Source organism: Kitasatospora arboriphila (genome assembly GCF_039528095.1).
Classification (GTDB): Bacteria; Actinomycetota; Actinomycetes; order Streptomycetales; family Streptomycetaceae; genus Kitasatospora; species Kitasatospora arboriphila.
Genome location: NZ_BAAALD010000016.1, coordinates 96,344 through 108,721 on the forward strand (window position 1 = coordinate 96,344; position 12,378 = coordinate 108,721).

The 12,378-nt window shown below is 72.8% G+C and carries 14 protein-coding genes; 9 read left to right on the plus strand and 5 right to left on the minus strand.

Going from position 1 to position 12,378, the window contains the following annotated elements; translation table 11 throughout:
* Window positions 1–77 precede the first annotated feature (77 nt).
* Window positions 78–779 (plus strand): RDD family protein, encoded by a 702-nt coding sequence (locus ABD353_RS11670; RefSeq protein ID WP_344623444.1) that lies wholly within the window; start codon window positions 78–80, stop codon window positions 777–779.
* Window positions 780–915: 136 nt separating this feature from the next.
* On the opposite strand, the gene ABD353_RS11675 is transcribed toward ABD353_RS11670, so the two are convergent.
* Window positions 916–1,188, minus strand: a complete 273-nt coding sequence (locus ABD353_RS11675; RefSeq protein ID WP_344623445.1) for a hypothetical protein — start codon at window positions 1,186–1,188, stop codon at window positions 916–918.
* Between the two features lie 286 nt (window positions 1,189–1,474).
* Between ABD353_RS11675 and ABD353_RS11680 the strand changes: the two genes are divergently transcribed.
* From ABD353_RS11680 to ABD353_RS11705, 6 genes are all read left to right on the plus strand, one after another.
* Window positions 1,475–2,152 carry an endonuclease V gene (locus tag ABD353_RS11680; protein WP_344623446.1) on the plus strand — a complete coding sequence of 226 codons (678 nt, stop codon included), beginning with the start codon at window positions 1,475–1,477 and terminating at the stop codon, window positions 2,150–2,152.
* Window positions 2,153–2,309: 157 nt separating this feature from the next.
* Window positions 2,310–2,780, plus strand: coding sequence for a hypothetical protein (locus tag ABD353_RS11685; RefSeq protein ID WP_344623447.1), 471 nt, complete (start codon window positions 2,310–2,312; stop codon window positions 2,778–2,780).
* Between the two features lie 70 nt (window positions 2,781–2,850).
* Window positions 2,851–4,221 (plus strand): WXG100 family type VII secretion target, encoded by a 1,371-nt coding sequence (locus ABD353_RS11690; protein ID WP_344623448.1) that lies wholly within the window; start codon window positions 2,851–2,853, stop codon window positions 4,219–4,221.
* Window positions 4,222–4,315: 94 nt separating this feature from the next.
* A complete protein-coding gene (gene mycP / locus ABD353_RS11695; protein ID WP_344623449.1) occupies window positions 4,316–5,761 on the plus strand; it encodes a type VII secretion-associated serine protease mycosin in 1,446 nt (481 codons plus the stop codon).
* 90 nt (window positions 5,762–5,851) lie between these two features.
* Entirely contained in the window at window positions 5,852–6,058 is a 207-nt protein-coding gene (locus tag ABD353_RS11700) for a hypothetical protein (RefSeq protein WP_344623450.1), read from the plus strand.
* A gap of 61 nt (window positions 6,059–6,119) precedes the next feature.
* On the plus strand, window positions 6,120–6,566 hold the full coding sequence (locus ABD353_RS11705) for an HIT family protein (protein WP_344623451.1): 447 nt from the start codon (window positions 6,120–6,122) through the stop codon (window positions 6,564–6,566).
* A gap of 75 nt (window positions 6,567–6,641) precedes the next feature.
* Here the strand turns inward: ABD353_RS11705 and ABD353_RS11710 are convergent, their stop codons facing one another.
* On the minus strand, window positions 6,642–7,130 hold the full coding sequence (locus ABD353_RS11710) for a GNAT family N-acetyltransferase (protein ID WP_344623466.1): 489 nt from the start codon (window positions 7,128–7,130) through the stop codon (window positions 6,642–6,644).
* A gap of 71 nt (window positions 7,131–7,201) precedes the next feature.
* Complete coding sequence (locus ABD353_RS11715) at window positions 7,202–7,693, minus strand: GNAT family N-acetyltransferase (RefSeq protein WP_344623452.1); 492 nt, start codon at window positions 7,691–7,693, stop codon at window positions 7,202–7,204.
* A 591-nt stretch (window positions 7,694–8,284) separates the two neighbouring features.
* Between ABD353_RS11715 and ABD353_RS11720 the strand changes: the two genes are divergently transcribed.
* Window positions 8,285–8,815 carry a DinB family protein gene (locus ABD353_RS11720; RefSeq protein WP_344623453.1) on the plus strand — a complete coding sequence of 177 codons (531 nt, stop codon included), beginning with the start codon at window positions 8,285–8,287 and terminating at the stop codon, window positions 8,813–8,815.
* A 182-nt stretch (window positions 8,816–8,997) separates the two neighbouring features.
* On the opposite strand, the gene ABD353_RS11725 is transcribed toward ABD353_RS11720, so the two are convergent.
* Together ABD353_RS11725 and ABD353_RS11730 are read right to left on the minus strand one after the other, a co-directional pair.
* Window positions 8,998–10,080, minus strand: a complete 1,083-nt coding sequence (locus ABD353_RS11725) for a DUF2332 domain-containing protein (RefSeq protein WP_344623454.1) — start codon at window positions 10,078–10,080, stop codon at window positions 8,998–9,000.
* A gap of 104 nt (window positions 10,081–10,184) precedes the next feature.
* Window positions 10,185–10,616 (minus strand): RNA polymerase sigma factor, encoded by a 432-nt coding sequence (locus ABD353_RS11730; protein WP_344623455.1) that lies wholly within the window; start codon window positions 10,614–10,616, stop codon window positions 10,185–10,187.
* Between the two features lie 588 nt (window positions 10,617–11,204).
* Here ABD353_RS11730 and ABD353_RS11735 point away from each other — a divergent pair.
* Window positions 11,205–12,254 carry a cation diffusion facilitator family transporter gene (locus tag ABD353_RS11735; RefSeq protein WP_344623467.1) on the plus strand — a complete coding sequence of 350 codons (1,050 nt, stop codon included), beginning with the start codon at window positions 11,205–11,207 and terminating at the stop codon, window positions 12,252–12,254.
* Window positions 12,255–12,378: the final 124 nt, after the last annotated feature.

Genomic DNA, 12,378 nt, shown 5'->3' on the forward strand with positions numbered 1-12,378 from the left:
CGTGAGCCGTTCGGCAACCCCGCCAAAACGTACCGGATATGCCGATTCCGCGGCATATCCGATGTTCTACTCGGTGCATGAGCACCAATGACCCCTCAGGCCAGGAGCCGGAAGGGGGCGGCAAGCCCTCCTTCGACAAGCAGCCCCCGCAGGAGGGCACGCCGTCGGGTGCGCCGTCCGACCCGTACGGCGCGCCGCCGCCTCCGCCGCCGACGGGCAGCCCGTACGACACCCCCGGCGACTTCACCGGGACCTACGGTGCCCCGCCGCCCGGCTTCGGGACGGGACCCGGCCACGGGGCGGCACCGCCGCCGACTCCCGGTACGGCGCCCGGTGCCGGTCCGGTGCCCGGGATGCCGCCGCTCGGCACCTGGCCCAACCGGATCGTCGCCACCCTGGTGGACTTCGTCCTGGTCGAGGCGGTCGCCGTGGCGCTGGTGGTCCCGTTCGCCAGCTTCGGCAAGCAGGACGGCTGGGTCGGTGCGACCTGGCTCGGCTACCTGCTCTGGCTGGTCTACGGCGGCCTGATGCTCGGCCGGGACGGCCAGACGTTCGGCAAGAAGCTGATGAAGGTCCGGGTCGCCATGCTCGCCGACGGGAGCGTGCCCGGCCCGGCGGCCGCCTGGACCCGGGCCGCGGTGTTCATCGTCCCCGCGCTGATCTGCTGCGGCGGACTCTGGTGGCCGATCGACGGCCTGTTCGGCGTCTTCGACAAGCCGTACCGGCAGTGCATCCACGACAAGGCGGCGAAGACGGTGGTGGTCTCCACCGCGGTCTGACGCCCACCTCACCGAGCCGGTCCGGCCAGTCCGGGCAGAGCCGGCGGAACGATCCGCGGGCCACCGCCGGGGTCAGGACCGGCCGCGGCCCGCGGAGGCAGGTGCGGTGCGGAGGCAGGTGCGGTACGGCGGACGGTCAGGACCGGCCCGCGTACTCCGGCCGGGGCCCGGGCACCGTCGCCGCCTCCCGGGCTGGCTCCGCGCCGGCCGGCACACCGCGGTCGGTGCGCCGCTGCGCGGAGAGCGTCATCAACAGCGCCGTTGCGAGCGTTCCCAGTGCCACGGCGAAGGCCACCAGCACCGCGACCTCGAACACGCCCGTGGACCCGGAGACCGCCAACAGGGCGACGGCCGATACGACGACGGTGAAGGTGCCGGTGCAGATCTGAGGGAGCGTCGGACGCGGCATGGCGGTCAGTCCTTCATGCGGAGTCGGTGGGGAAGCCCGGTCGGGGGCCAGGTCAGGGATCAGGTCAGTGTCGGGGCAGTGCCTGGTCGGTGGGCCCCGGAGAGGGCCCTTCGGGGGTCTACCCAGCACGGCGGACCTCTACGTCCAGCGTAATCCCGCATATGCCGGGCATGAGGGGCGCACGGGTTCACGACCGGCCGCCCCCGATGCCACGGCGCTGCGCCCCTGCCCGGCCGAGGTCGGTACGGTGATCGTCGGAACACCGTCATGACACTTGGGGGAGATTGTGAGCGTTCCCGCCGACTGGCCGGTCGAGGAGGCCGAGGCACTCGCCGTCCAGAAGCGCCTGAGGCCGCTGGTGTCCGCGACCGGACCCGCGCCCGCGGTGGGTTCGCTGGTGGCGGGCGTGGACGTGGCCTACGACGACGAGCGGGGCGTGGTCGCCGCGGCAGCCGTCCTGCTCGACTACGGCACGCTGGAGGTCGTCGACGAGTCCACCGCCGTCGGCCCGGTCGCCTTCCCCTACCTCCCCGGCCTGCTGGCGTTCCGTGAACTCCCGGCCGTACTGGAGGCGCTCGCCGCCCTGCAGCACGAGCCCGACCTCGTGGTCTGCGACGGGTACGGACTCGCCCACCCCCGCCGCCTCGGCCTGGCCAGCCACCTCGGCGTCCACACCGGACTGCGGACCATCGGCGTCGCCAAGACCCCGTTCACGTTCACCCACCAGGCGCCCGGCCCCGAACGCGGCGCCTGGTCGCCGCTGATGGACGCCGGCGAAGAGGTCGGCCGGGCCGTCCGCACCCGGCAGGGCGTCAAGCCGGTCTTCGTCTCCGTCGGCCACCGCATCGGCCTGGCCGAAGCGGTGGAGACCACGCTCGCCCTCACCCCTTCCTTCCGCCTCCCCGAGACCACCCGGCGCGCCGACTCGCTCTGCCGCCGCGCGCTGGCGGCCGCCGTCGCCTGACGGATCGACAGTTCACGGACCCGGACCAGCCGCAGGTCAGCCGGGAGGCTCGGCCCGGCCAGTGAGGGGTTGGTTTTGGCCCGACGTGGCATGTGTTAGACATAAGGGTCAAGACCCGGGTCATGACGCCAGGAAGTACGGGGGAGGCACGAAAGACGTGAGCACGGGGAGCGGTTCCGGCTACCGCGTGGAAGTGGACAACCTGCGCGCCTTCGCGTCGCAGGTACGGGGACTGTTGGGCGAGTTCGAGTCCGCCGCGGGCGGCTCCCGGGTGCACAGCCAGAGCGGGGTCAGCCGCAGCGCGTTCGGCACCTTCTCCGAGGCCGAGGCGCTGCACGCCAAGTATCAGGACATGCGGGACAGCCTGCGCGAGGTCCTCGATGCGCTTCAGCAGGCAATCGAGGAAGCCCAGCACAAGGCCGAACTGACAGCACGGAACTACGAGGAGCAGGAGCACGAGACCTCCCACGCCCTCAAGGTCAACTCCGACGGCTGGTCCGTGGGCAGCACTGCTGCGCCCGTTACCGCGGCCTACCGGTCGAACAGCGCCGCCGGTCCTGCGGTGGGCCCGAAGGGCCCCGCGGGCAGTTCACCGGCAGGTAGCGGAGACCCGCAACCGTCGTGGTAGTGAACGATGTCCTGAACAGGGACAGTCAGCTTGAGGCCGATTTCGGGACGGGGACGGAAGGCGTCCGAGCATGAGCGGATACACGAACTTCAACGGCTACAGCCACGGTGACATGCGCGGCATGGTCCAGTCGATGGACTCCGGCGGCGTCATGGCGGCCAGCGACCCCTGGCGCAAGGCCGCCGACACGCTCAAGCAGATCCGTACGGCGCTGAACACCGCCTCGGCGGACGCCACGTCCTCGTGGGAGGGCGCGACCAGCGACGCCTTCTACGCGAAGATGACCAAGCTCTCCAACGCCGTCAACAACGCGGCGGCGTACGCCAACGACGCTGCGCAGACCATGCAGATGATGTCCGAGGCGATCGACACCGCCAAGCGGGACATGCCCGAGGAGCCGAGCTTCTGGGACAAGGCCGGCGACGCGCTCAGCGACACCGCCAAGTCGACCGTCGGCGTCGACGACGAGGACACCAGGACCGCCGTCACCGACGAGAAGAAGGCCCAGGCGGTCGCCGTCATGGAGACGCTTGCGGCCAAGTACCGTACGGCGACAGCGAATCTGAAGCCGCCCAACCGTATCGGTCGAGAGGACATCGAGGACCTTCAACCGCCGGACTCGTCCGCAGCGTCGGCCATCAGCGGCCTGCTGGTCGGTGGCGGCCTCGGTCTCACCGGCGGCTCCGGCTCGGGCACCGGTTCGGGCTCCTCCACGACCCGCCGGTCCTCCTCGACGGCCTCGCCGCAGTCGCCGAAGACCTCCACGGCCCGCATCACCGACAGCGGCATCAGCGGCGGTACCGCGAACCCCACCCCCAAGCCCAAGACGCCGACGCCTGTTGGACCGGGCACCGGTATCGACGGTGCCACGGTGACCAACCGGCCGCCCACTACGAGTGGCCCCGGCACCGGTCCCGGTCACACCGGCCCGGGCGGCGGTGGCGGGGGCCAGCACGGGGGCGGCGGCGTCTTCGACACCGGTCTGGGTGGTGGTGGCGGTCGCGGCGGTACTGGTGGCACCGGCGGCACGGGTCTCGGCCGCGGTGGATCCGGTGGGACCGGAGGCAGCCTCGGCCGTGGCGGTAACGCCTTCGGTTCGGGTGGCATGGGCGGCGGCAACGGCCTCGGCTCGGGCGCCGGTGGTCGGTCGGCCGGTGGCGGCGCGGGCGGAAGCCTTTCGCGTCGCGGTGGCGGCGTGGTCGGCGAGCCCGGGGCGGGCGGCGCCGGACGCGGCTCCTTCACCGAGGGCGGATCGGGCCTCGGGCGCAACCGCCCGGGACAGGGCGCTGCCGGAGCGGGTGGCCAGGGCCACGGGATGCCCGGCTCGCAGGTCGGCAAGAAGAAGGACAAGAAGGACGACAAGCGGCGTCCCGACTACCTCGTCGAGGACGAGGAGACCTGGGCGTCGGGGGAGCGGGTCAACCCCGACGTGGTGGAATGATCCCCAGCACCCTCAGGTGCACCCACAGCTGATCGGGCGTCTCGTCGCTGCTCCCGCGACGAGACGCCCACCGGACGGATGAGGTGACGACGGCTTGACGACCAACCGACCGATGCGGGGTATGGCCGTGCTTGCTGCGGGCGCCCTGGTGTGGGGAATCGGTGCCGCACCGGCGAGCGCGGACACCGTTCGCGACGGCCAGTGGCCACTGAACAACTACCACGCCACGAAGGATGTCTGGCCGATCAGCCAGGGGGAAGGCGTCACCGTAGCCGTCATCGACAGCGGAGTCGCCGAACACCAGGACCTTTCGGGTCAGGTGCTTCCTGGCACGGACTGCTCCGGTGAAGGTTTGGACTACAAGACCGACAAGGTCGGTCATGGAACGGCCATGGCCAGCCTGATTGCCGGGCACGGCCACGGAGATCAGGCCGGGGTCATGGGCCTGGCGCCGAAGGCCAAGATCCTGCCGGTTCGGATTGGAACCTTCGACGTCGACAGCGGAAGCATGGTGTCCGGCAACCTGGCTGAGTGCCTGAGGTATGCCGTTGATCACGGTGCACGGGTCGTCAACATGTCGATCTCCGGTTCGAGTGCTGAGGCTGGGGTCCGAGATGCCGTCAAGTACGCCGTCGAAAAAGACGTAGTGGTGGTCGCATCTGCGGGTAACACGGGTGGAGACCATCCTGTTGAGTACCCGAGCGCGTTCCCCGGCGTGGTGTCGGTCGGTGCCGTGGATCAGCAGGGCAACATCTGGTCCAAGTCGAACAGTGGTCCCGAGGTGACCCTGGCCGCACCCGGCGTGGACATCTACAGTGCGACCGCCAAGTCGTCCTCCAGCTACGGCAAGGGCAACGGCACCTCCGGCGCGGCTGCCTACGTCTCCGCCATCGCCGCGCTCGTCCGCTCGAAGTACCCGAACCTCTCGGCGGGCCAGGTCATCAACCGGATGATCAAGTCGGCTATCGCTCCTCCGGACAAGTCGCCCGTCCCGAACAGCAAGTACGGCTACGGCATCGCCTCCGCCAAGGGTGCGCTCGCGGCGAACCCTGCGGTCGACAACGGGCCGAAGGAGAACCCGCTGCTCACCCGGGTGGAGTCGCAGGCGGACCCGTCGGGCAAGCCGTCCTCCGCGGCCTCCAAGCCGGCCCCGGGCAACAGCACGGCGCCCGGTGACAGCTCCGCCGCGAAGGAGGACGGCGGCATCCCGGTGTACGTGCTGGCCATCGTCGGTGTCCTGGCGCTGGTGGTGATCGGCGGCGTGATCGTGCTGGTCCGGCGGTCGCGCGGCAACGGCAGCGGCGGTGGCGGCAACGGTGGAGGCGGTGGTGGCTTCGTGCCGCCGACCCCGCCGCCGTACGGTCCGGGTGCTCAGCAGTTCCCGCCGCAGCAGCAGGCGCCGTACGCCGGTCAGGGGCAGCCCCAGCAGTCCTCGTACGTGGGCCAGGGCAACGGCCAGCCGCAGCAGTTCGGCTCCTCGCAGCCGTACCAGCAGTACCCGCCGCAGCAGCCTCCGGCGGGCGGTAGCCCCTACAGCTGACACGCCTACGAACGGCGGAAGGTTCGCAGGTCACGACGGCCCTTCGGGTACTGGTGGACTACTTGTCCCCAGTACCCGAAGGGCCGTCCGATGTTCAAGAAGCTCTGCGCCGTTCTCGCGCTCGCCGCTGCCGCCACCGTGTTCGCCGCTCCGGCGCCCGCGTTCGCGGACGGGCCCAAGACGCCCGAGGAGGCGGCGGTCTGCGAGGCGATGCTGTCGTCGGTGTTCCCCGGTCTCGGGCAGGCTGCGATCGACGCGATCTGTGCGGTCCAGGACGACGACACCACCACCGGCTGAACAGCCGGGGTTTCCACAATCGTTGATTACGGACGGCTGTCGCCGCACTAGGCTCGCGGCCGTGGATTGTTACACATGTGTTCGCACAGGAGACCCGGAAGGCCTGCCTCCGCGCGAGTCGATCGCCGGGGACGAGCACTGGCGGGTCGCCCACGCCTTCGGTTCCGCGCTGCCGGGGTGGCTCGTCCTGCTGCCCCGGCGGCACGTCACGGCGGTCGCCGAGCTGACCGACGCGGAGGCCGCCGGCCTCGGTACCTGGCAGGTCCGGCTCTCCAGGGCGCTCGCCGAGGTGACGGGCTGCGCGAAGACGTACGTCGCGCAGTTCGCCGAGGCGGAGGGCTTCGCCCACGTGCACTTCCACGTCGTGCCGCGCAGCCCCGACCAGCCGGAGGAACTGCGCGGGCCGCGGGTGTTCGGTCTGCTCGGCAAGGACGCCGCCGCCGCGGTCGGCCCGGAGGAGATGGACCGGCTGGCAGTCCGGCTCCGGGCAGCGTTGGCGGCGGGCTGACGCAGCCGGCAGGCCGTCCGGCTCCGGCTCGTGCCCGGTTCCCGTTTCGGCCTCGGCTTCGGCTTCGGCTTCGGCTCAGAGCCTGCGGTACATCACCAGCAGGTCGACGTAGCCGAGTTCGGCGTGCAGGAAGCCTTCGGGGACGGTGCCGACGGTCTCGAAGCCCAGGGACTTCCACAGCGCCACGGCCCGGTGGTTGGTGGCGACGACGGCGTTGTACTGGATCGCCCGGTAGCCGTCGGCGTGGGCCTGGGCGATGACGTGCTCGCCGAGGGCGCGGCCCACTCCGCGCCGGGCGTGGCGCGGGTCGACCATGAAGCCCGCGTTGGCGATGTGCGAGCCGGGGCCGCCCTGGTTCGGGTGGGTCTCCGCGGTGCCGAGGACAGTGCCGTCGGCGTCCACGGCGACCACTGTCCGGCCCGGTGGCTGCTTGAGCCACATGTCGCGGGCGTCGGCCTCGGAGATGTCCCGGGGCCAGGTGTAGGTGTCGCCCGCCGCGACGATGTCGCGGAGGAACGGCCAGATCGCGGGCCAGTCGGCCGGGGTGGCCGCACGGATGGTCATGCCGGCGGGGGTGGCCGGTGCGTCGTGTGCGGTCTGCGCCGTGGTCGTGGTCGTGGTCGTGCCGTACTCGGTCATACCAGCTCCTTCGAGAACCAGAGCTCGGCGTACGGATCGTCGCCGTAGGGGTCGGTCGGGCGGTAGCCGAGGCAGGTGTACAACGCGATCGCCTCTGTCAGGTCGCGGCGGGTGTTGAGCAGCATCCGCCTCACCCCGCGGGCCCGTGCGACCTCCTCGGCGGCGGTGACCAGACGCCGTCCGGCGCCGCCGCGGCGGGCGGGCCGGGTGACGAACACGCGTGTCAGCTCCCCGGTGTCCGCCGCGAGCCAGCGGACTCCCGCGCAGGCCACCGGTGCCCCGCCGGCCCTGGCGACCAGGAAGACTCCGCGGTCGCCGAGCAGGTCGGCGCCGTCGCCGGCCTCGTGGGCGATCTCCGCCTCCTCGGCGGGCCGGCCGTAGTAGCGGCTGATCAGCTCGTCCAGGTAGGCGTGCAGCACCGTGCGGGCGTCGGGATCGTCGACCGGCGCGGGAGCGATGGACCAGGTATCGGGGGCAGCGACGTTCACTTCGTCATTCTCGGCGGACGCCCTCGGCCGCGCGCAACGCATTTTCGGGCCTCGGCCGTCCGCTGCCCGCCGCCTGCTGCCCCTGGGCCGTCCGGCGGTACGGGCCGGGGGCGGACCAGCGGGATCACTCGAAGGTATGAAGGATCTCCGGAACAGCCGAGTTATCCACAGGCTGGGGGCGGATCACGTCGGGGCCGTCCGGATCGTGCTGCCATTAGGGCCATGAACGAGGACCTCCTGATGCCCCGTATCCCCGGCATTCGCCGTTCCCGTCGCCCGGTCCGACGTGCGGTCACCGGCCCGTCCGGCCCGCTGGTCGGGCCCGGCAGACCGCACCGGGCGCCGGTCTGCTCACGGTGGGTCTGCTCGCCGTGGTGGGCCTGCCGGGCCGCCGCCGGAACGGCCGGCGCGAGGCCGGCCCGCGATATCCGGCCGCCGCCGCGCGCCGTCGTGCACCGCCGCCCGAGGAGTGCGCCCTCGCGCTCCGTACCGACCCGGTGACCTGCGGAGAGGGCCAGGTGGCAGCATCTTGGCGGTGGCTGGCGTTCCCGCCACTGGTGGCGCGGGAACGGCCGACGGCATCCTGGACGCATGATCACTCCTGACACCAAGGACTGGACCTGGGTCCTCGAGCGCTCCTGCGACGACTGCGGCCTGGACACCCCGGCCGTCGTCCGCGAGGACGTGCCGGGCATGGTGCGCGCCAACGCCGCCGAGTGGCAGCGGCTGCTCGCGGACGACCCGGCCGAGCTGCGGCGCCGTCCGCAGCCCGACGTCTGGTCCACGCTGGAGTACGCCTGCCACGTCCGGGACGTCTTCCGGCTCTTCGACCGGAGGCTCGTGCTGATGCTCACCGAGGAGGCCCCGGCCTTCGCCAACTGGGACCAGGACGCGACGGCGGTCGCCGAGCGCTACGCCGAGCAGGACCCGGCCACCGTGAGCGCGGACCTGGCCGCCGCGGCCGAGCAGTTGGCGCAGTCCTTCGCCGGGGTGTCCGGCGAGCAGTGGCAGCGCACCGGTCTGCGGAGCGACGGTGCGCGGTTCACCGTGGACAGCTTCTCGCACTACCTGATCCACGACCCGGTGCACCACCTGTACGACGTCACCGGCGTCCGCCTCTGACCCGTGCCGGACCCGCTCCGGCCGCAGGGTCGGTCCTGCCGCAGGGCCGGTCCTGCCGCTGCCTGCGGCAGGACCGGGCCCCACGGGCCTGCCCACCGCCTCCTGAAGCCGGCGCACGACTTCCCGTCCGGACTGCAGTCCCAGGCCGCCGGGCCACTGCCTCAGGCCGCCGGGCCACTGTCTCAGGCCGCTGTCCAGCCCGGTTCGGCGGGCCAGGCGGGCAGCCCGTGCGGGGCGGCCTCGGCGAGCAGTTCCACCGGGCCGGTGCCGCTCCGGACGGCGAGCACGAACCGGTGCCGGTCGCCGATCCGCCGTGGCTCGAAGGCGACGTGGACGAACGGCGCCGTGGGCGAGGAGGAGGCGGCCAGCCGCGCCAACTCGTCCTCCACCCGCGCCCATTCCTCCGCGGGGACGTACTGGCGCATGACGGAGTGCCAGACCACGGTGAGCATGCCCTCGGCCACCTCGGCACCGGCCAGGAAGTCGGCGGCGCCCACGGCCTCGACCCGGGTGGGCACCTCCGCCGCCAGCCGGAGCGCACCCTCCAGCCGGGCCGTGCGGGCCGGCTGGTCGGGCCACAGGTAGGCGCGGAGGGCCAGCGAGCCTTCCGCCGAGCGCGGGTCGATCGGAGCGAGGTCGCAGCCTCGGCGTTCGGCGAAGGCCAGCGGCTCGGCCCGGGCGGGCAGCCAGGACGGCGGTGTGCCGCGCCAGGCGTCCGGCAGCTGGACCGGCGAATCGGCGGGCCCGCAGGAGTAGCCGGGGGAGGAGCAGTGGAAGCGGTCGGCCAACTGGTTGAGACCGGCGCTCGACCCCAGTTCGATCAGCCGGATCGGCAGGCGGCGCTCGCCCAGGGCGTGCAGCAGACCGGCGATCAGCAGGTTCGAGCGGCCGACCTCGTTGGTCTGCGGCGGCCGGGTCAGCCAGTCCCGTACCCACGGCAGGTTGTCGGCGACGGCCTGCCGGAATGCGGGCCAGGCGGTGTCGGGCCGCGCGGGGTCGACGCTGCCGCCGGCGCTCGGGTAGTGGGCGGCGAGCTCCGGGGCCCGGCCGGTGAGGACTAGGGCGTGCACGCCGCCCAGCAGCCGCAGTGCCACGGCCTGCGGCCCGGCGTCGTCCTCGTGGCCGGCGACGGCCGCCGCACAGGGCCCGCCCTCGCGGACGTCGGCCGCAGCGGCGTGCAGCAGGGCGGCGTAGAGCGGGGAGCCGAGTTCGGCGCAGGCGACGGCCTGCTGTTCGAACACGGCGACGGTGTGCTCGATGGACACGTGGGTTCTCCGTCCGGTCGACTGGAGATCATCATTCGCCCGCGCGGTACCGTCCGGCAGTAGGGCGTGCGGTGATTCGGATCACCGGTTTCCCGTGACCCGGGTCACCACTCCTGGGGCATGCGGCGCAGGGCGTGGCGGAGCTGCCCGGCGACGCTGGCGGTCTCCGCACCCACCACGTCGGCGATCTCGGGTGCGGCCAGGCCCACCACGTAGTGCAGGATCGCGAGGTCCTCGTCGGCCGGCGCCGGGCGGTGCTCGGCGAGCGGCTCGCTGTTCGGGCGTTCGCACTCCGCGACCGTGCTCCGCAGGATCTGCCAGGCGATGGCGGTGGGGTTGGAGCTGCCCAGGACCTCGGGCCACACCTGGGCGAGCGTGCAGAACGCCTGGTCGACCACCCGGCCGGCCGCGGTCGGCTCGTGGAACCAGACCTTGGCGTAACTCAGGTAGCGGGGGCGGTGCAGTTCGCAGAACGCCGCGAACTCCAGGGGCATGGCTGCCAGACCGGTGTCGGCGGCGGGGCTGATCGATACCATGGCAGGGACATGACGATCAGTCACATCAGCCTCTCGATCTGGTCGCGTCGGAAGGGTAGCCCGGTGCTCACTCTAGGCCCTTGCGCGGCTGCTTTGGGTGACAAGCCCCGTCGGGGAGAGCGGGAACCGGCCTGAGCTCGCTGCGATATGACGGTCAATCAGCCAACCTGTCGGGGCCTCCGGCAGGTGCGAGGGTATCGCACCTGGTCACGGAGGGTACGGCGGTGATGGCTGCAGCGGTGTCGATGTGCGACCGTGGGGCGCATGACGGATCCGGCGCATCCATCCGATCACCCGCACCCCCCGCGGACCGCACCCGGCGGAGACCCGCACTCCCGGGGTCCGCACGGCCGGGATCCGCGCACCCGGGCGCCGCGCGACCCCGCCGAGCGCCTCTCGGACGCGCATGTCGACGGCGCGCGCCCCCAGGGCGCCGTCCCCCACGGCACCCGCCTCCGGGACCGTCCGGTCCACCACGTCCACCCCCACGAGCCGCACCGGCCCACCCAGCCCAACCAGTCCCACGAGCGCCCCTGCCACGACGCACACGACACGAACGACGAACGCGACGAACACGTCCTGCGCGACGTGCACGACGAACACGAGCACCGTCACTGCCACCGCACCCACGGCCGCGGCGCCCCCGCCCGACTCGGCCACCTGCTCCGCCCGCACACCCACCATGCCTCCGAGAAGGTCGACGAGGCCGTGGAGACCTCCGCCGACGGGCTGCGGACCCTGTGGATCTCGCTCCTCGTCCTCGCCCTCACCGCCGTCCTGCAGGCGGGTGTGGTGGTGCTCTCGAACTCGGTCGCGCTGCTCGGCGACACCGTGCACGACGCGGCCGACGCGCTCACCGCCGTCCCGCTCGCCATCGCCTTCCTGCTCGGCCGTCGCGCCGCCACCCGCAGCTTCACGTACGGCTACGGACGGGCGGAGGACCTCGCAGGGGTGGCCGTGGTGGCCACCGTCGCGGCGTCCGCCGTGCTGGCCGCCGTGACCGCCGTCGACCGGCTGCTCCACCCGCAACAGGTGGGCCACGTCTGGGCGGTGGCGGCTGCGGCGGTGGTGGGCTGCCTGGGCAACGAGTGGGTGGCACGTTACCGCATCCGCACCGGGCGCCGGATCGGTTCGGCCGCGCTGGTCGCGGACGGCGTCCACGCGCGCGCCGACGGGCTCACCTCGCTGGCCGTCCTGCTCGGTGCGGGAGGCTCGGCGCTGGGCTGGCAGGTCGCCGATCCGCTGGTCGGCCTGGTGATCACCGTGGTGATGCTGGCGGTGCTGTGCAGCTCGGTGCGCGAGGTCGGGCGCCGGCTGATGGACGGGGTCGAGCCCGCGCTGGTGGATGCCGCCGAGCGCGGGCTGCGAGGGGTGGACGGGGTGCGGGCGGTCGGCGCGCTGCGGATGCGCTGGGTCGGCCACGCGCTGCGCGCCGAGGCCGAGGTGGCGGTCGACGGCTCGCTCACCGTGGCGGAGGGCCACCGGGTCGCGGAGGCCGCCGAGCAGGCGCTGAAACGGGCCGTGCCGCGCCTGGTCGCGGCGACCGTTCACGTCGATGCCGAGGAACCGGCCGGGCCGGAGGAGGAGGCGAGGGCGGTGGCCGCGGAGTCGGCGGCGGTGCGCGCCGCCCTGCGCTGACGGCCTCCGGGCCGCCGTCGCGGGTGCCCACCCGCAGCCCCCAGTCCTGCGCGGCGAGCCGGACGGCCCGGTCGCCGGGCCGGTGGGCGGCGCCGAGGGCGCGGCGCACCACGCGGTCGCGCAG